We start from the raw sequence: 19838 nt of genomic DNA, 5'->3' as shown, positions 1-19838 counted from the left end.
TTGATAACGCACCAGGTGTACATGGTGCGCGTAAACCTCGTCTATCAGACTACGGTTTACAATTACGTGAAAAGCAAAAAGTACGTCGTATGTACGGTGTATTAGAAAAGCAATTCCGTAACTACTATAAAGAAGCTGCTCGTTTACAAGGCAACACTGGCGAAAACTTACTTCTTTTATTAGAAGGTCGTTTAGACAATGTTGTATACCGTATGGGCTTTGGTGCTACACGTGCTGAATCTCGTCAACTAGTTAGCCATAAAGCTATCCTAGTGAACGGTAAAGTTGTAAATATCCCGTCTTTCAATGTGAAAGCTGGTGATGTTATCGCAATTCGTGAAAAAGCTAAAAAGCAAACACGTATTGGCGCTGCATTAGAGATTGCTGGTCAACGTGAAGCCCTTGCTTGGGTTTCTGTTGATACAACGAAGATGGAAGGCATATTTACTCGTCAACCTGAACGTTCAGATTTATCTGCTGAGATTAACGAACAGTTAATCATCGAGCTTTACTCTAAGTAAAGTTAATTTTTAAGAGAGGACATAAATGCAGAGTTCTGTAATTGATTTTCTAAAACCAAGATTAGTTGATATCGAACAAATTTCAACAACTAGAGCAAAAGTGGTTCTTGAACCACTAGAACGTGGTTTTGGCCACACTTTAGGTAATGCGCTTCGTCGTATTTTGTTATCGTCTATGCCTGGCACAGCCGTAACTGAAGTCGAAATTGATGGTGTACAACATGAGTACAGCACCAAAGAAGGCGTGCAAGAAGATATTCTAGAGATTCTTCTTAACCTTAAAGGTCTAGCTGTAAAACTTGAAGGTAAAAACGAAGTTTTAGTGAGTTTAACTAAATCTGGTGCTGGTCCTGTTACTGCAGGCGACATCATTCATGATGGTGATGTAGAGATAGTCAACCCAGAACATGTGATCTGTAATTTAACGGGCAATGCTGAAATCAGCATGCGTATTAAAATTGAATCAGGTCGCGGTTATGTTCCAGCTTCATCACGTATTCATAGCGAAGAAGATGAGCGTCCAATTGGTCGTCTATTAGTAGATGCGACTTTCAGCCCTGTTGAGCGTATCGCTTACAGTGTTGAATCAGCACGTGTTGAACAACGTACCGATCTAGACAAGCTTATTATCGATATGGAAACAGATGGTACTTTAGAGCCTGAAGAAGCAATTCGTCGTGCAGCTACAATTTTAGCTGAGCAGTTAGACGCATTTGTTGATTTACGCACAAAAGTACAAGTGCCAGTTGAAGAAGAAAAGCCTGCATTTGATCCAATTCTTTTACGCCCAGTAGATGATTTAGAACTCACTGTTCGTTCTGCTAATTGTTTGAAAGCAGAGTCGATTCATTATATCGGTGACCTAGTACAATGTACTGAAGTTGCACTTCTAAAAACGCCTAATTTAGGTAAGAAGTCTCTAACTGAAATCAAAGATGTACTTGCATCACGTGGATTGTCTCTAGGCATGCGCTTAGAAGATTGGCCACCAGCAAGTTTAATCGAAGATTAGTCTAAAACCGACTTACGAATAATAAGGATTAGGTTATGCGCCATCGTCAAAGTGGACGTCAACTTAACCGAAACAGCAGCCATCGTCAGGCTATGTTTCGTAATATGGCAATCTCTATTGCTACGCACGAAGTGATTAAAACTACCGTGCCTAAAGCAAAAGAATTGCGTCGTGTAATTGAACCATTAATTACACTAGCTAAAACGGATAGCGTTGCTAACCGTCGTTTAGCGTTTGCTCGTCTTCGTGATGATGCAACAGTAGCAAAACTGTTTAATGAACTAGGTCCTCGCTACGCGACTCGTCCTGGTGGATACACTAGTATCATTAAATGTGGTTTCCGTACTGGCGATAAAGCTCCTATGGCTTACATCCAGTTCGTTGACCGTCCAGTTGTAGCGGACGAAGAAGCGTAAGTTTCTTTTAAGGATTGGCTTCAAAGTTACTTGCGTTTTGTTTTCAAAATAACCAGTTATTTTAGGTTTTTTGAAAAATTTAGCGCAAGTTATTTTGTAACGATTCCTAAGTTGCAATAAAAAAGCCGAACTTTTGTTCGGCTTTTTTGTATTTTATTATTGAGTACTTAGGCTACCTCATTAAATAATTATTCTTCTAACACGGCAACAAACTCGCCAACAATTCGCATATTTTCACAATCTTCTTCATGAAGAACAATGTCCTTAAACTCTTATTCTGTAGAGTAAAAACCATTGAGTGTCCCGTACTTCTAGCAAGAAAAAGTAAAGATTAGGGGTATTCCAATTATGGCTGATTATTATATAAGATTTTGCCTGAAAATGAATAAAAATAGCGATAATGTAACACTTCGATGGTACCGACCAGAGCTTACCTAATATCCATGTTATAAATATATAAATGCTTTTGATACTTGCTTTAATTTTTCGCAACAGTCAACTGCACAGGCTAAAGCTATAGCTATAGCAATATTGAATCGAAATGAATCCGCCTTTTATTGTTTTCCAGCTAAAACTTGTCACCAGACTTAATGACACAAAGATAAATAATAAATCTCATCGTGGTTACTTTGAACCAACTGACATTCATAAACAACAGCTATTACGATGAATTTCTAAAAAACTCTTGTTAGGTTTGAAGGTATTGGGTAGGTTTATTTTCATGCCTTGTTTTTTGATAAAGTATTCCTTTACGCTGTTCGAAGTATAATAATCATTGATAGTCTTACTTATAATTATTCGGTAATCATCATCTAAACTAATTAAATGTTTATCAAAAGCAGCGTCGTAGGTTGCTGACAAACAAAGACCATTAGCAGGATCTAAACGTATTGTTTTATCTTCAGCCCAAGGCACAATATGACTCGCTCTATTTACTTCTGGCATATTTAAGCCCGTAATACAGCAAGATTGATTATAAATACGAAGTATTACCTTTCTAAATACGTTTTGATTAGTACGAACCTTTACTTCTCTAACAACATCACGCCCTTCGGCACGCCCAATACCATCTAGTAAAGAACTTGGATAATTTAGCGTAATTGGAATCTGAATCCCTTCTTCATTTATATTATTCAGTAAGCGTTGCTCAAACTTGAATTCAACCAAAAATTTCATAAAAGACTTTAATGCAGCAGAACAAAAACCATTTGCTAAATAACTTTTAGCAATACCCTCAATCTCCCATAAATTATTGTCTTTCTTTTTACTTTGTTGCAATACGAAAGCATAAAGCTCGCATAGGCGTTCAACAGATTCTACCTTCCAAACATTTTTACAATCATTAAAACCATACGGTTCGTGTTTGATAAGGAAACCTAAAATATCAAGCGCTTTAATATATGAATTTGCTTTTTGGCTACCAGTGAGATTAGTTGCTTTAATGTAATCAGTGAATGCATTTTTAATCATAGATTTACCACTTTTCTACATTTTGGAAAGTTAGTACAACCCCAAAATTGATTTCCAACATACTTGCCTTTTTTGGCTTGTTTTAATGACATCTCAGACCCGCATTGAAGACATAATTTTTCTAAACTTTCTTTTATTTCAACTACATTATTAATTACTTTTTTAGTCTCACTTTTATTTCCAACAATAGTTTTAACATGTTTACTGTGTGCCAAGTTTGTTTTCAAACTAGGTGTCAAACGTCCCGCTTCAATCTCAGAGTTAAGGTGACTAACTTGTTCTTTCGAAAAATGTACGACTTTTTTAGTTTTAATGTAATCCACACACCCTCTCGCGTAGGTAACATTATCTGGCATTTTAGTTTTAAAAGTACTATCACCAATAAAAACAACCACTGAATAAATGAATTCATTAGGAATAGTTAAACAACTTGCTAAAGTTTGTGTGTGTTTATAGTTCTGATGAAGTGGATTTTGAAATTTACCCGTGTATTTGAAAATCTTTTGCGTCCACTGCTTTTGATTGGTATTACCAAAAACCCAACCTTTCATATTTTTAGTTTCAATCACAAACAAACCAAATTCAGACACGACAATATGATCAATTTGAGTTGTACCGTCGTCAGTTGGTAAGGTTACATTTTTGATGAGGGTATACTTTTCTTTTGGTAAGTATTTTTTTAATAAAAAATTAACCAAAAACTCGCCCAATACACCTTTAAACCAAGGAGACTTTAAGACAGTAATAAAGATGAATATTGGTATAAAATACCAGTACATAGTTAATGTATTGATGAGTATTAAAGTTACGTCCATTCTTTTCCTTTATTTTAACAAGTAGTTACCTCAAGTTATGCACTTATGATCTGAATCCAAGTATTGTAAAAGCTCTCTGGCATTTTATTTACTCAATTCCCTGCACATTAATTTCATCTTGTTATTGAAAACATTTAAGGTTTGATTCTCAAAATAGGGGAAATGAGCTTATTCCTTAATAGCTAAGTTCATTAAATAAGTTCATTAAATAAATTCAGCTATTAAATCAGTTCTATCACAAAAAAGTGATTTTAGGAATGGTAAGAATTTGAAATAGTTGATATTAATGAGAAAAACAAAGAATACTGTTTATAATTCACTTTTTTAGAGCATTTCAATCTGAAACACTCTTTATTGATGAATAACAAATTGGTTAATTAATATTTTTAAATGGCAGATCAGTTTAGCTGTTAAGGTATTATTGAGACATTATTTCAATGCATTACATATAGTAATGAGTCTTCGTGCGAGATGTTGTTCTGACACGTAAAGCACACCTTGATGGTTCATGTAGTTTGAATCGTGTCGATTTAAATCAAGCGGATTACCGTGAATATCACTGACCCAAGTGTCTGCCGCGGTGGCTAAACAAGCTGTTGCACTGAAATCCCACAAACTGCCTCCGCCTAATTGGGGTTTAGGCAATTTAATATAACAAGCGGCATTATGTTGAGGGTTCTGTTTTTCCATCACAGCACATTCAATCACGGATATTGCATTCATTACCGCGCCGGCTTGTTCTTTTATCACAACTTTTTCATAACCTAGCTCATGGGCTAATATTGTTAACTGTTTAATTAACAATGGATAGTGTTCACTAAACTGAAAGCTTCTATCACTATAAAAAGTAAATGTATTATTAACCTTCTTGAAGGTATTGAGACTACTGATACCACTTGTGCTGCTTTCAGTTAATTTATTAAATGGCTGTTTATTTTTAAAACCTTGCGTCATACCCAATGTGTCTATCATTGTATGGTAAGTGGTATTGCTTGTGGGTTGATGGACAGCGGCCAGTATGGGTTCGCCGTTTGCTGCGAGGAGTGCAATCGATACGGCATAACCATTTCCGCCTTCTATGAAGGGTAAGGTACCATCGAGTGGATCGATACACCAAAAGTAGTCTTTTGTTAAACGAGGATGACTGTTTGTATTTTCTTCACACCTTTCTTTATTGCCTTCTTGGTTATTACCTTTTTGGTTAGTACTTTCTAGATTAATAGCTTCTAAATTAGTGCTATCTTCGCTTAGTTGTTTTTCGTTTACTTGTTCTTCACTAAGCAGTGCTAAATCGTACTGTTCACAGGTCGGTTGTAAAATGGTTAAGATAATATCTTGGCAAGCAAAATCCACGTCTGTCACCACTTGTGCACTTTGACTACTGCCTGCTTCTTTAAAGTGTGTGGTTAATAACGCACGATCAAATTGACGGATATAATCGCCGGCTTGCTCTGCTGCTTGAATGGCTAATAAGCTTAATTGATTGAGTATCTCTGTTGTTAAGCGCACGACTATCTGACCTTATTTAGGGAATTGTATTAGTGAATCAATCGCTTGTTTGGTTAACTGTTCAGTGTACTCATTAATCTTCCAATGGCTCGGTGACCACCCTTTTACAAAACGTTGAAAATCAGCCCAAGCAATGGCGTATAAAGGTCGCCATGCTTGCTCTAATTGTTTGGCATCGATGTCTGGTCGTGTTTTTGAAACTGCTGTGGTTAAACATTTAAAGTAATGATCAATTAACGCCACTTGCAACTTTTCGCAATCTTCAGGTGGAATAGCACTGCTGATAAATAAGATCAGATCTTTCATACCACAACCCTGCCCAACGTATTGAAAATCTACCGCTGCAACTTTTGTCGCATCGTCAGAGAAGCAAAAATTAGCTAATTTAGCATCGCCATGTACCAATGTTTGAAAAGGTGATTGGCTCAATACTTGATCGATACGTTGTGCTGAATGTTTTAATTCACTGTCTTGCAAAGCGACTAATTCATCTGGACGCGTCGCCAAGTGCCAATAGGTTCCGGTTGCCCATAAGTCATTGGCTTTTCTTTGTAGATGTAACGCATGAAAGTTAGCAAGCCATTTAATACACGTTTTGGCTTCATCGAGCGTCACTTCGGTTTTAACGATGGGATAACCGACTGCGGCCAAATCTTCTAATATCAATAAGCTTTGTTGTTGGTTACTTTGTACCGCAATACAGCGTGGTGAGTAGCACTCATCGTTATTTAAATTTGTGTAATGAGCATACCAATTTGCTTCGACTTGATAAGAGTGCAATTTACGCTGATGCGAAAGTGTAGTATTCCACCCTTTGGGATGCGAGCTAGGTTGTGGTGTATTCACTAATTTCACGACCACTGAGCTATTTTCACTACCTTGCAAACTTACTCTAAACAGTTCTCCATACCCGCCCCATACGCCTTGAATTAACTGAACATCAATTATCGCTTGCGCGCCAGTTAATGATAATAAGGTTGTTTTTAATGAAGATGAAATGGGCATAGTGGCTTCTTGTATGGAATAAATAATCTCAAAGTAGTTGATGGTACCGCACTCGGTCATGAATTCAATAATATGGGTAATGTTATTGGTTTAGATTGAGTTAGATGAGCAATTAGTAATGAGTAAAGATATAGTTGATAAAAGTATGGGAGATAAAAATAGAGGATTAACCTGAGGCTAAAACATACAAAATGCGGCAACAAAAAAGCTTGCCTTCATTCCGTTATTTAATAAACGATACAAAGCCAAGCTATTGATGTTGCTTGTATTAATAGTGTCTTTTATAGCGCAAAGCCTAGAAAGGCATTTTGAAGCCAGGTGGTAAATCCATACCGCCAGTTAAACCACTCATTTTAGATTTATTAACTTCTTCAACACGACGTACTGCATCGTTCATTGCGGCTGCTACTAGGTCTTCGATCATGTCTTTGTCGTCTTCAAACAAGCTTGGATCGATTTCAACTTTACGTACATTGTGGTTACCTAACAAAGTCACTTTAACTAGGCCTGCACCTGATTCGCCAACGACTTCTGTGTTTGCAATTTCAGCCTGTGCTTTTTGCATGTTCTCTTGCATTTCTTGGGCTTTTTTCATTAAGTCGCCCATTCCGCCTTTATTAAACATATCTTCTCTCTTTATATTAATTAGTTAATGAAATTATGCCGATTATAGCGGCACTACGCTATTTTCATAGACTTTTGCAGCATAATCTCGCACAAGTGTCTGTACAATTGGGTCGTTTTTAATCGATGCTTTGGCATTATCAAGATATTGTTGATATACAACCTGTTCTAATTCCATTGGAGTGTGGTTCCCTTCTACCGAACCTTGCTCAATGGTAATAGTGTATTGCTGACCATAGTAATGACTTAGTTTGTTTTTTAAGTCATCACACAAACTTTGATTATTTAATAGATGTGCTTGCGATTGATGTAATTTCAAGTCTATAGATTGATCTTTTTGCTGCATAACACAACTTTTTGCCAATAATTTTTCAAATCCCACTAATTCCATCGCTTTAATGGCTAAGAACCAAGCGTCTGTCATTTTATCTTCAACATAAGCGGCAATATCAATTTCAGGATTTTGTAAGTTTGGATCATTCATTAACTGTACTTCCGTACCGACTTCTGAATGATGTAATGTTGAAATATCATGATTTGCTATTGCAGATTTAGCCACTACTAATTGAGTGTTATTCGCTTGTACATTGGCTGATGCTTGAGGAGCAGCATCAACTTTCGCTGGCACAGGTTTAGTATCTTCAAAGTAATCATTCTGAGCATGATTATCAGGTGCTGGAGGTGTAGCTATATCAACACCTTCAGCCTGATTGTCAAAGTAGTCGTTATGTTCCTTGCTATAATCAGCATCGTCATAATCATCATAGCTATTTTGATTATGTGGTTGTTCTTGGTAGCTTGTTAAAGGCGGTAATTCTTGCTCGTTAGTTGAGCCTTCATTACTTTTTGCTTCAACTTTTCTTGTAGGCATCGGTGTTTTTTCCACTGATGCTGTCGTTATATTGGGCGCTGCATGATTGACAGTTGACGGTTCAACGACTTTCTTTTCTAGCGGTTCAACGCTTGGTGTTGCTTGGGCTGTTACTTCAGGTGCGGCAAACCGATCGTTTGCTTTTGGTGTCTGTTGCTCAGTTGCCGCTTCAATCTTTTTTAGTTCTTCTCGCTTTAAACGATGGCTTCGTAACATATTACGAGAGTTTGTTGTCGCAGCAAGATCAAAGCTTGCAGGCGCAGGTTCGCTTTGCACTGGTTGTGTTGAAACCGGTTGTGCTGTTGTTTGTTCATATTGAGTCGGAGCAACATCTTGCTCTGGTGCACTGATATTTTCAATAGCATTTTCAAAAGCAGCTTCAGGCACCATTTCCGGTGTAGTATCTGGTTCCGGTGTCATATCTGGCGCAATAGCAGTATAAACAGACGCTTGATGGCTAGGCTGATAGTTAGAGGCCTCAGGCACTGGTTGTTGTTCTGGCATAGTCTGCTGAGGTGCGCTCTGAGTTTCCGCTTTTATTGGGTTCACTTCTGGTTGAGCTGGCGCAGCCTGGACTGGCATTTCACTTGGCACCTTCTGTGCTGGCTCAGGTGTTGAAATTGTTGTTGGCGACACTTGAGATGGCGATTGAGGCACAACCGATTCAGGTTTTGATTGAGTCGATGTACTAACCTCTGGTGTTGAAATTGTTGTTGGCGATACTTGAGATGGCGCTTGAGATGCAACCGATTCAGGTTTTGATTGAGTCGATGTACTAACGTCAGGTCTTGCGACAAGCGGTTGTTGCTCAGTATTAACTTCTGACACAACGGGCGCAATAGTTTCAACTTGTTGCGCTTTAGCTAGCATTGATTCATCAATATCGATGTAGTTTGCAGGTTTAAAAGCCAATAGACGCATTACGGTCATTTCTAATGCGACTTTGCCGTTTGGTGCATAGGCGTAATCTTTAAAACCTTGTACTGCAATTTGATAGAATAACTGCACTTCTTCAGGCGTTAAACGTTCTGCTAATAATTGCACGGTCGTTTTTTCGGTGACATTAGCATTGAGTTGTAATTGCATTAACGCAATTTGATGACATAAGCTTGCTAGCTCTTGATGTAGCGCTGAGAAGTCAGCCCCTAAATGCACAAACTCTTGGATTTTTTCAAAGACTTTTTGGCTATTACCCGATGCAATGAAATGTAATAAGTAATGTAGATGCGATTGGTCAATCGTCCCTAGCATTTTTAATACGGCTGCATATTTGATATCGCCTGCGCCAAACGCTAATGCTTGGTCAGTTAAGCTTAAAGCATCACGCATACTACCATCAGCTGCTTTAGAGATAACGCCTAACGCAGGTTGTTCGTATGTTGCTTTTTCATGATCTAAAATCGCAGCCAGTTGTTGTTCAATTTGCTCTGGCATGATGGCTTTTAAATGGAACTGTAAGCAACGCGACAAGACGGTAATAGGTAGTTTTTGAGGATCGGTCGTTGCGAGTAAGAATTTCACATACTCTGGTGGCTCTTCAAGCGTTTTTAGCAGTGCGTTAAAACTGTGCTTGGATAACATGTGGACTTCATCAATCAAATAAACCTTATAACGCCCTTGCGCTGGTTTATATTGCACGTTATCCAATAGTTCACGTGTGTCATCAACTTTAGTACGGGATGCCGCATCAATTTCTAATAGGTCAACGAATCGACCTTGATCGATTGCTTGGCAGTTAGCACAGACACCACAAGGAGTTGCTGTTACGCCAGTTTCACAATTTAAACTTTTTGCTAAAATACGCGCGATGGTTGTTTTACCAACACCACGGGTACCACTAAACAAATAAGCATGATGTACGCGATCTTGTGTTAACCCATTTTCTAATGCGGTTAATACATGCGGTTGACCAATGACTTCTTTAAAAGACTGTGGTCGCCACTTCCGTGCTAAAACTTGATAGCTCACTAATTATTCACCCGCGTATTCAATCAAAGAGAAAACAGGAACAGACATGGCTTTTAATTTATCTTCACCACGTAAGTCTGGTAATGAAATAACAAAAGCGGCTTCAATTACTTCGCCGCCTAAGCGCTCGATTAATTTAACCGATGCTTCTGCCGTACCACCTGTTGCTAGTAGATCATCCATCAATAAGACTTTTTCGCCTTTTTTGATAGCATCTTTGTGGATCTGTAAAATATCGTTGCCGTACTCTAATTCGTAACTTTCTTGAATCGTTTCACGAGGTAGTTTGTTAGGTTTACGAACTGGGATAAAACCAGCACCTAATGCTGCAGCTAATGGCGCACCAAAAATAAAACCACGCGCTTCTGTGCCGACTATTTTATCTATCTTTTGTGTTTTATAACGCTCTACGAACAAGTCAATTGTTGCGGCGAATGCTTCACCATTTTCAATCAGGCTGGTAACGTCACGAAAAACAATGCCTGGTAATGGGTAATCTTTAATGCTTTTAATACTATTCTTAATTAATGCTAATGATTCCATGCTCATCTTTTTTATCCTGTAATATCTAATATCATAGGGTAAATAGTTGCTTGCCGTAGTGCAAGTTGTGTTGTCATAAAGTGAGTAACTATTTTCATTTGTTGCATGAAAAATCGTCTGATTTACTTTTGTGGATGTATTAGAAGTTGAAGAAGTTCTATTTAGGGCTAAAACGATGATCAGTAATAGCTTAGAGATTGTACAAACAGCGGGAATAGATATTGATAATATGCTTTGGATTTAAAAGAATATTGGGTCACCACGAAGGGCTGCCCTTCACTCAGGACGCGAAGAAAACTTAATAATAAACAGGTTATGTTATTACCTTATTAGTTGAATCCAAGTTTCAAGTAGGTGAAAAGAAAACACAACAGTAAAAACATGCAAGCTGAAGCATGCGCCCCAAGTTCAAAAGATAATTCGTCCTTAAAGTGATTTTAGCCAGTATGGTTTAATCATTAACGCTTTTGACTTAACCTTCTCTACCCTTCGTGGTTAATTGCTTTTTGACTTTAAGAAACACAGCCGACCACGAAGCGCTACGCTACACGAAGGACACGAAGAAAAATAAAGATAAAAACGTGTGCCTAGAGCCTGAAGATAATTCGCTTCTAAAACATGTACCCATTAACTCTTTTGACTTAACCTTCTCTGTCCTTCGTATCTTCGTGGTTAATTGCTTTTGGCTTTAAAAAACACAGCCGACCACGAAGCGCTGCGCTTCACTAAGGACACGAAGAAAAAATCAAGAATAAACAGGTTATGTCATTGCCTTCTTACTTGAATCCAAGCTTCAAGTCGGTGAAAAGAAAACACAACACAACAATAAAACCTGCAAGCTGAAGCATGCGCCCCAAAGTCAAAAGATAATTCGCTCTTAAGAATAGTAGCCAGTATAGTTTAATCATTAATGCTTTTAACCTAACCTTCTCTACCCTTCTTGCCTTCGTGGTTAATTGCTTTTGACTTTAAAAAACACAGCCAACCACGAAGCGCTGCGCTACACGAAGAATACTTAATAAATAGGTTATGTCATTGCCCTCTTATTTGAATCCAAGCTTCAAGTAGGTGAAAAGAAAACACAACAATAAAAACATGCAAGCTGAAGCGTGCGCCCCAAGTTCAAAAGACAATTCATTTCTAAAACATATAGCGATACGATCTTTTGACTTAACCTTCTCTACCCTTCGTGCCCGCGGTGGTTAATTGATTTTTACTTTAAAAAACACAGCCGACCACGAAGCGCTGCGCTTCACTAAGAGCACGAAGGAAAACTTAATAAACAGGTTATGTCATTACCTTACTATTTGGATCCAAGCATCAAGTAGGTGAAAAGAAAACACAACACAACAATAAAACCTGCAAGCTGAAGCATGCGCCCCAAGTTCAAAACATTTTTCGTCTAGAGTAATAACAACCAATATGGTTAGCCATTAACGCTTTGACCTAACCTTCTCTAACCTTCGTGTCTTCGTGGTTAATTGCTTTTGACTTTAAATGTTAAGCAACCACGAAATGCTGCGTTCCACTAAGGGTACGAAGGAAAAATTAATAAATAAGTTATGTCATTGCCCTCTTATTTGAATCCAAGTTTCAAGTAGGTGAAAAGAAAACACAACAGTAAAAACATGCAAGCTGAAGCATGCGCCCCGAGTTCAAAAGATCTTCCCTCTAGCGCAATAACAAACAATATGGTTGGTCATTAACGCTTTTGACCTAACCTTATTTACCCTTCGTGGTTAATTGATTTTTATTTTAAAGGTTAATTAACCACGAAGCGCTACGCTTCACTAAGGACACAAGAAAAAATCAAGAATAAACAGGTTATGTCATTGCCTTCTTATTTAAATTCAAGCGTCAAATAGGTGAAAAGAAAACACAACAGTAAAAACAAGCAGGCTAAAGCATGCGCCCCAAAATCAAAAGATAATTCGCTCTTAAGAATAGTAGCCAGTATGGTTTAATCATTAATGCTTTTAACCTAACCTTCTCTGCCCTTCGTTCCTTCCTGGTGAATTGCTTTTAATTTTAAATACCCACAAAACGCCAACGAGAAATATGGCATTTATTTCTGCTTATACTTATTTTTGCTTATCTTATATAAAGGGAGCAGGTATAATCCGCGCTCTTTAATTTCTCCATAACTACTTGAGAACATTCATGCATATAACGCTTGCTCCAATGGAAGGTGTGATGGACTTCCACATGCGCCAATTTTTAACCCAACTTGGCGGGATTGATCGTTGTGTTACTGAGTTTGTTCGTGTTGTTGAATTGCCTTTACCTTCACGTGTTTTTTATCGTTTATGCCCTGAATTACATAATGCGAGCCGTACTGAATTTGGCACACCTGTTCGAGTTCAATTATTAGGACAAGACCCTCAGTGTTTAGGAATGAATGCAGCACGCGCTATTAAATTAGGATCTGACGGAATTGATTTAAACTTTGGTTGCCCAGCTAAAACGGTGAACAAAAGCCGTGGTGGCGCGGTGTTATTAAAAGATCCTGAAGCGTTATATCAAATAGTAAAAACAGTTCGTGAAGCGGTTCCGAGTGAACATGTTGTAAGTGCTAAAATCCGTTTAGGTTATGAAGATAAAAGCTTAGCGATTGAAAATGCACAAGCGATTGCCGAAGCAGGCGCAAGCGAGTTAGCAGTGCATGCGCGTACTAAAGATGAAGGTTATAAGCCCCCTGCTCATTGGCATTGGATTAAAAAGATAAAAGACGCTATCGATATTCCTGTGATTGCTAATGGCGATATTTTTAGTTTTGAAGATGCGCAGCGTTGTATTGAGATAAGTGGTTGTGACCATTTAATGATAGGGCGCGGTGCAATGGCGGTTCCTAATCTTTCTAATGTACTTAAAGGGTTAGAAGCACCTTATACTTGGCTACAAAACTTACAAATGATGGAACAATACTTTCAATGGTTACGTGTTATTGAAGATAAAGAAAAGTTTATGCCTAGCCGCATTAAACAATGGCTCATGTTTATGAAAATACAACATGTACAAGCCGATCCGTTCTTGCAATCGGTAAGAGCAATTCGTAATTCAGATGAAATGTTGTCTGCACTTCAACAAGCTCAAATAGTAGAAAGTAGTCTATAAAATCCGATCTATAAAATAAATTACTTTATTAAAATCTAATTACAATAACTAGGTAGCAATTTTGTGTAAAAATGAGCTCTGTCATTTGTAATTTTTGACTTTCTATCTTACGATACTAAAATTAAAAAAAGCATTAAAAATCAGTTATTTTTGTTTTTATTAATCATTTATGAATGTAATCTAAAATAAAATAAAGTACTTGTTTAATACCTCAATCATTATATGAAATTTAAATAACACTTACATAGCATTTCCCTAAAAGGGACGCACTAAAACCATGTGCAACGGCAATATAATAGGAACATTATGCCCTTACCAATTTTAATTTGTGATGATTCGGCATTAGCCCGAAAACAAATTGCACAATCACTACCAAAAGATTGGGATATTTCAATCAGTTTTGCTGTAGATGGTGTGACTTGCTTGGAAAGTATCAGGCAAGGAAAAGGGGATATTGTATTTCTAGATCTTAATATGCCTGTAATGAATGGTTATGAAGTACTAGAAGAAATTCAACGTAATGATTTACCTGCCATTGTCATTGTTATATCCGGTGATATTCAAGAGAAAGCCTACCAGCGCGTACGAGAATTAGGTGCGATAGATTTCATACAAAAACCCATTAATAATACAAAATTAACCAGTATATTAGAACAATACGGTATTTATAAACCAGGTGATTACCACTCATTATCTGCTCCAGTTAAATCTGAAAAAATAGAATTCCGCGATGCTTTGCAAGAAGTCTCCAATATTGCCATGGGCCATGCAGGTGATTTACTAGGTCGTTTGTTAGATGTATTTATCTTACTGCCCGTCCCAAATGTAAATACTTTTGAAAGCAGTGAGTTAAATATGACTCTCTCGCATATTGCTCAGCATGAAACGGTATCAGCAGTGAGCCAAGGGTTTATTGGTTCTGGTATTAATGGTGAGGCGATTATGATTTTCCATGATGCGAGTTTCACCGATATTGCTAAACTGCTTAAATATGAAAATATGATCAGTAATCATTTAGAAATTGAAGTCATGAATGATATTTCAAATATACTCATTGGTGCCTTCCTGAATGGCTTAGCAACACAACTCACGATCCCTTTTAGCCAAGGTAAGCCCTATGTATTAGGGCAGCATGCGAAGATTGAAAGTATTATTAAAAATCAACAAGAAAGTTGGCAAAAAATACTAACTATCGAAGTCAATTATGTCATTCAAACTCACAATATAAAATGTGATTTATTGCTTTTATTTACTGAAGATTCGATTCCAGTGATTCAAACTCAAATAGGATACCTCTTAGACTAATGACTACAAATATAGAGTTAAAAGATATTCATTGGCTGATTGATATGGTGCATAACATTGATGTAGGCCTTGTGATCATCGATAAGGACTATACGGTGAAAGTGTGGAATGGTTTTATGGAAAATCATTCTGGATTATTAACATCGCATGTCGTGGATAAAAAAATAACCGATATATTTACTAGCATTCCTCAAGCTTGGTTACAGCAAAAAATAAACAGTGTTTGTTTGTTAAAAAACAAAGCTTTCACTACTTGGGAACAACGTCCGTACTTATTTAAGTTTAAAAGTTACCGCCCTATTACTAGTAACGCTGAATTTATGTATCAAAATGTTACATTTTTACCGCTAACTAATATTCAAGGTGAAGTCACACAGATCTGCATGATTGTTCATGATGTCACTGATATTGCTTTATCTAAACAAGCGTTCCAGAAAGCCAATGCAAAACTGACTCACTTAAGCCAAACGGATGCGTTAACTCAGCTATATAACCAAGGTTATTGGCGTGAACGATGTGCTAGTGAATTCATGAGCCACAAAAATTCAGGTCGTATAGCCTCGATGATCATCTTTGATATTGATCACTTTAAAAATGTTAATGATACTTATGGCCACCCTTTTGGTGATGAAGTCCTTAAAGGGATTTCTGATGCGATACGTGAAAATAGTAAGAAACAAGATATTACAGGTCGTTTTGGTGGTGAAGAGTTTACATCGTTATTAATTGATACCGATTTAGGATGTGCCAAATTAGTGGCTGAGCGACTTCGTAAGGCGATTGAGGCAATACACTTTGAGTTCCAAGGCACCGTGGTTAAAGTGACGGCAAGCTTTGGTATCGCTCAAATAACAGCATCTATTACAGATCATGAGAAGTTAATTGAAGTGGCGGATTTGGGTTTATATATTGCGAAAAATAACGGCCGTAACCAAATTGGCATTAGTGAGCATTAAGGTAAATTATTGACAGTCTCCAAAAAATATTTACAAGTGTTAAGAATAAACAGTACCTCTAATAAGCGCCTTTCTTCGGGCGTTTTTTAATCCTCTTTAAAGCTTCTATTAATACACCCCTCTACCTTATTCACTTTATTCTGATACCTTTAAGCAGTTACCTTTAGCCTCTTACCCTTAAGCTATTTTATTAAGCAGATTCTCTTGAGTGAATTCTCTTTAACGTATTACTTTTCGTTTAATCAATTTTCGCTTTTACTAACATTTAGCTTATATCGCTAGTAAGTAAATCATTTTTGAATTGAGGTTATACCGATTACATTAAATATGTTATCTAAATTTTGCGCTGGAAAAACAGTTCAATTCAAGGCGTAAATGGCTGTTCCTTTTACGAAATTTACAACGAGGAAGTGCACTGTTTTAACAAGTAAAATAGATAAGCTATTTATTGTGATTGGTATTAAATATCTGTTTAGTATAAACCCGTTACCATTCAAGATACAAAATTCAACAAGTGGTGAAGTGAACAGATACTAGGCATAAAGGGGAGGAACCAACGGGTATATAAACAAAAACAGCGCTAGAAAGCGCTGTTTTATTGATGACTTAAAGTGTATCAAGTGACTATTGAATTATTCGTCAGTCACTTTAATAATCATTTCCTAGCTAAATTATAGTCCTAATTTAGCAAGCTCTTTTTCTACTACAGTAACTGGTAGTGGAATGTAGCCATCTTTCTTCACAATACCTTGGCCTTGTTCAGATAACATTAGTTTAATGAACTCAGCTTGTAGTGGAGATAGCGGTTTGTTTGGGTGCTTGTTTACGTAAACGTATAAGAAGCGAGATAATGGGTATTTACCAGAGATAGCATTAGCCATTGTTGCTTCAACAAATGGACCGCCTTTCTTAGAAAGAGAAACCGCTTTAACACCTGCTACTTTATAACCAATACCAGAGTAACCGATAGAGTTTAATGAAGAAGCAACAGACTGTACCACTGAAGCAGAACCAGGCTGTTCATTTACAGAGTTTTTGTAATCGCCTTTACATAATGCTTTTGATTTAAAGTAACCATAAGTACCTGATACAGAGTTGCGACCAAATAATTGGATATCTTTACCAGCCCAGTTACCGTCTAAACCAACATCAGCCCAACGTGTTGCATTTTTATCATTGCCACATTTTTGAGTAGAAGAGAAAATAGCATCTACTTGTTTGATTGATAAACCTTCAATTGGATTGTCTTTGTTTACGAATACAGCCAGTGCATCGATAGCAACACGAACTTGTGTTGGTTTGTAACCGTAACGTTTTTCGAATGCTTCAATTTCTTTAGACTTCATTTTACGGCTCATTGGACCGAACTGAGAAGTGCCTTCAGTTAAAGATGGTGGAGCTGTTGAAGAACCAGCTGCTTGGATTTGAATGTTGATATTTGGGTATTGGCGTTTAAACTCTTCAGCCCAAAATGTCATCATGTTTGCTAAGGTATCAGAACCAACAGATGAAAGGTTGCCAGAAATGCCACTCACTTTAGTGTAAGTTGGCAAAGCATGATCCGCTGCAAGAACAGGTGTTGACATTAATGATGCAGTACCAAGAGTAACCGCTGCCGCTAACATTTTAAGTTTCATTCAAAACTCCATTTTCTACTAAGTTAATTTAGTTGATTTTTATTTCATTAATTATTTAACAAAATATCCATTACGCTTCGTAGCGATGTTGCTTAATATGAAGCCTAAGTGTGACACTTTCATTACAAGTGAATTATTTTATTCATTTTTTTATTATAAAAACAAAAAAAGGCTTATTACATCTAAGTAATAAGCCTTTTAAATCATGCAGTTGATTATTTAAACAACAGTTTTAATGCTTGTCTTATTTATTGCTTTTGAATCGACGTATTAACATCAATGGTAAAGCAAATATCCATAACCAATAACTTGCACCGCCACTACGTTCAAAGCTTTGATCGCTATTGATCAATGCATCAGAAACCCAGCAGTTAGGGCTGTCATCAGGTGTAGAGTTTAAATCAGGCGTTAATTTTATAAATATACGATTTGCACCAACCAAGTCAGTAAAGTCACTAATACTATCGTATTGAAAGCCTTCAGCTAGTACAACGCCATTATCATTAATCGCAGTTGCACTTTGTAAACGAATTAATGGATGTGTTACTTCAACAACACCATCTTCATCTACAGTTTGAGTACACAGTAAGTCTTCTAAGAACCAGCTATCGCCCGTTGTATTATCATATAAAAATGCACTTTGAATACGAGCACTGCCATTTACGACTGGATCCGTTTCATCATAAGCATCTGCTTTACCGACTACAAGACCATTATTATTCATGTCATAACCGCGGCTATTTGCACCCGTATTAGCAGCACTGGTCCCTGCTAAACGTTCTTTGGTTGTTAACACTTTTTTATCAAGAAATGGAAAAGTCACACTGTCATCATCGATATCATAAATAAACATTTCGATAGGTCTGTTGATATTTTTAGAAACAGCATACTGACGATTACCCATCACTACATTGTCATCAGTAATGGTTTTAGCCCATGTGTTGTACAATGTATCTTCTTGATCACTAATACCTGATGTTGCCTCTGTTAGTTCCGTAGGTACACCATAGACCCCTTCATCATCAGGCGTCATAATAATTGCGCGTTGACGTGCACCTTCAACATTGTCAGAATATTCAAATGATGAGACACCAACTGCAATACCAACATTGTTAATATCAAATGCGGCTGCGCTGTATGTAACATCACTACTTGAGTCACGCTCTTCATTATCATCTAACCACTCAGTTGCTAGCGTAAACCCTGTTAGCTCTGATGTTGTGGATAAATCAGCTCCACTATACTCCCAAGCCCATGCTTGTGTATCAAAACCAGGGCAATAAGTTAACTCGCTAAGCGTGTCGAGATCTTCAATATTTCCTTCGTTATAACAAGCATCGAAATAACTACTATCGCCACCTGCTAATGATACGCTTGAATTTCCTATGATTAATTTTTTTACCGTGCCATTATTATAAGTGACTTCACGCATCTTATAAGCACTAGAAAAACCACCTTCTACCCCCTCTGCTTCATCTCCGTCAAACTCAGGTAATAATGAAACCGACACGAGGCTAGTACTTGGATCGGTTACAAAACCACGTCGTACAAATTCACGCTCACCATCATTATAAGGTGAAGAGCCATAACCAACGGCAAACAGTGCATCATCGATGGTGACAACGTCAGTCATTTTAACTTCTGTATCGTCGCCAAACCCTTCAACTTTAATATTATTTGTTGCTCCCATTGTATAACTTTCAGGAACAATAATACCTTGGTTAATATTTGCCGTCGCAGCACGCCACGCTTGATAAGCATTTTCAAAGCTTAAATTAGAAGAATTTTCACTACCTTCATAAACTTCCTCACATACTTCATCATCCAAGAAACACTCTTGATTAAATGTATAAGGCAAGCCAATATCGATGTCTTGTTCAAGCCTTGCTTTTAATCCGTAGGCACTAAATGTGTTATCATCTTCAGTGATGCCAGAAGCATAAGGACCATAATTACTACCTGTTGTTTCAGGTACAATAATTTCATATTCATAATAAGAAGTTAATGTAGTCGCATAAGCGCTACTAGCTGATAACAATGCAGCTAGTGAGATACTTTTAGTATATTTCATC

At 37.3% G+C, this 19838-nt stretch carries 15 protein-coding genes; 6 read left to right on the top strand and 9 right to left on the bottom strand.

What is annotated here, in order from left to right; genetic code table 11:
* From rpsD to rplQ, 3 genes are all read left to right on the top strand, one after another.
* The coding region (gene rpsD / locus SP041_RS13465) for a 30S ribosomal protein S4 (protein WP_137297883.1) at positions 1-521 on the top strand (521 nt) is incomplete at its 5' end.
* A 25-nt stretch (positions 522-546) separates the two neighbouring features.
* Positions 547-1533: a DNA-directed RNA polymerase subunit alpha gene (gene rpoA, locus SP041_RS13460; RefSeq protein ID WP_137297882.1), complete on the top strand. Its 987-nt coding sequence runs from the start codon at positions 547-549 to the stop codon at positions 1531-1533.
* 35 nt (positions 1534-1568) lie between these two features.
* On the top strand, positions 1569-1949 hold the full coding sequence (rplQ, locus tag SP041_RS13455; protein ID WP_137297881.1) for a 50S ribosomal protein L17: 381 nt from the start codon (positions 1569-1571) through the stop codon (positions 1947-1949).
* A gap of 645 nt (positions 1950-2594) precedes the next feature.
* Here the strand turns inward: rplQ and SP041_RS13450 are convergent.
* The 7 genes from SP041_RS13450 to apt form a co-directional block, all read right to left on the bottom strand.
* Positions 2595-3419 carry an HNH endonuclease gene (locus SP041_RS13450; RefSeq protein WP_025566133.1) on the bottom strand — a complete coding sequence of 275 codons (825 nt, stop codon included), beginning with the start codon at positions 3417-3419 and terminating at the stop codon, positions 2595-2597.
* Positions 3416-4234, bottom strand: coding sequence for an NERD domain-containing protein (locus tag SP041_RS13445; protein ID WP_025566134.1), 819 nt, complete (start codon positions 4232-4234; stop codon positions 3416-3418). The genes SP041_RS13450 and SP041_RS13445 overlap by 4 nt, the downstream gene beginning before the upstream one ends.
* Positions 4235-4663: 429 nt before the next feature.
* Positions 4664-5743 carry an inositol monophosphatase family protein gene (locus SP041_RS13440; protein WP_025566135.1) on the bottom strand — a complete coding sequence of 360 codons (1080 nt, stop codon included), beginning with the start codon at positions 5741-5743 and terminating at the stop codon, positions 4664-4666.
* 12 nt (positions 5744-5755) lie between these two features.
* Complete coding sequence (locus SP041_RS13435; protein WP_025566136.1) at positions 5756-6748, bottom strand: oxidoreductase family protein; 993 nt, start codon at positions 6746-6748, stop codon at positions 5756-5758.
* 295 nt (positions 6749-7043) lie between these two features.
* On the bottom strand, positions 7044-7373 hold the full coding sequence (locus SP041_RS13430) for a YbaB/EbfC family nucleoid-associated protein (RefSeq protein ID WP_025566137.1): 330 nt from the start codon (positions 7371-7373) through the stop codon (positions 7044-7046).
* Positions 7374-7415: 42 nt separating this feature from the next.
* Positions 7416-10211 (bottom strand): DNA polymerase III subunit gamma/tau, encoded by a 2796-nt coding sequence (dnaX, locus tag SP041_RS13425; RefSeq protein ID WP_025566138.1) that lies wholly within the window; start codon positions 10209-10211, stop codon positions 7416-7418.
* 3 nt (positions 10212-10214) lie between these two features.
* Positions 10215-10760: an adenine phosphoribosyltransferase gene (gene apt / locus SP041_RS13420; RefSeq protein WP_025566139.1), complete on the bottom strand. Its 546-nt coding sequence runs from the start codon at positions 10758-10760 to the stop codon at positions 10215-10217.
* 2154 nt (positions 10761-12914) lie between these two features.
* On the opposite strand from apt, the gene SP041_RS13415 reads away from it, so the two are divergent.
* The 3 genes from SP041_RS13415 (at position 12915) to SP041_RS13405 (ending at position 16129) form a co-directional block, all read left to right on the top strand.
* Positions 12915-13868, top strand: a complete 954-nt coding sequence (locus SP041_RS13415; protein ID WP_025565081.1) for a tRNA-dihydrouridine synthase — start codon at positions 12915-12917, stop codon at positions 13866-13868.
* A gap of 306 nt (positions 13869-14174) precedes the next feature.
* Complete coding sequence (locus SP041_RS13410; protein ID WP_025565082.1) at positions 14175-15173, top strand: response regulator; 999 nt, start codon at positions 14175-14177, stop codon at positions 15171-15173.
* Complete coding sequence (locus SP041_RS13405; RefSeq protein WP_025565083.1) at positions 15173-16129, top strand: diguanylate cyclase; 957 nt, start codon at positions 15173-15175, stop codon at positions 16127-16129. The genes SP041_RS13410 and SP041_RS13405 overlap by 1 nt, the downstream gene beginning before the upstream one ends.
* A gap of 671 nt (positions 16130-16800) precedes the next feature.
* Here SP041_RS13405 and SP041_RS13400 read toward each other — a convergent pair.
* Together SP041_RS13400 and SP041_RS13395 are read right to left on the bottom strand one after the other, a co-directional pair.
* Positions 16801-17766, bottom strand: coding sequence for a phosphate ABC transporter substrate-binding protein PstS family protein (locus tag SP041_RS13400; RefSeq protein WP_025565014.1), 966 nt, complete (start codon positions 17764-17766; stop codon positions 16801-16803).
* Between the two features lie 244 nt (positions 17767-18010).
* The gene (locus SP041_RS13395) at positions 18011-19837 is read right to left on the bottom strand and encodes a DUF3466 family protein (RefSeq protein WP_025565013.1); all 1827 of its coding nucleotides are present in this window, start codon (positions 19835-19837) and stop codon (positions 18011-18013) included.
* Position 19838 lies beyond the last annotated feature (1 nt).

This window comes from Psychromonas sp. SP041 (assembly GCF_000470315.2).
GTDB lineage: Bacteria > Pseudomonadota > Gammaproteobacteria > Enterobacterales > Psychromonadaceae > Psychromonas.
This window is presented reverse-complemented; position numbering and strand designations above follow the sequence as displayed.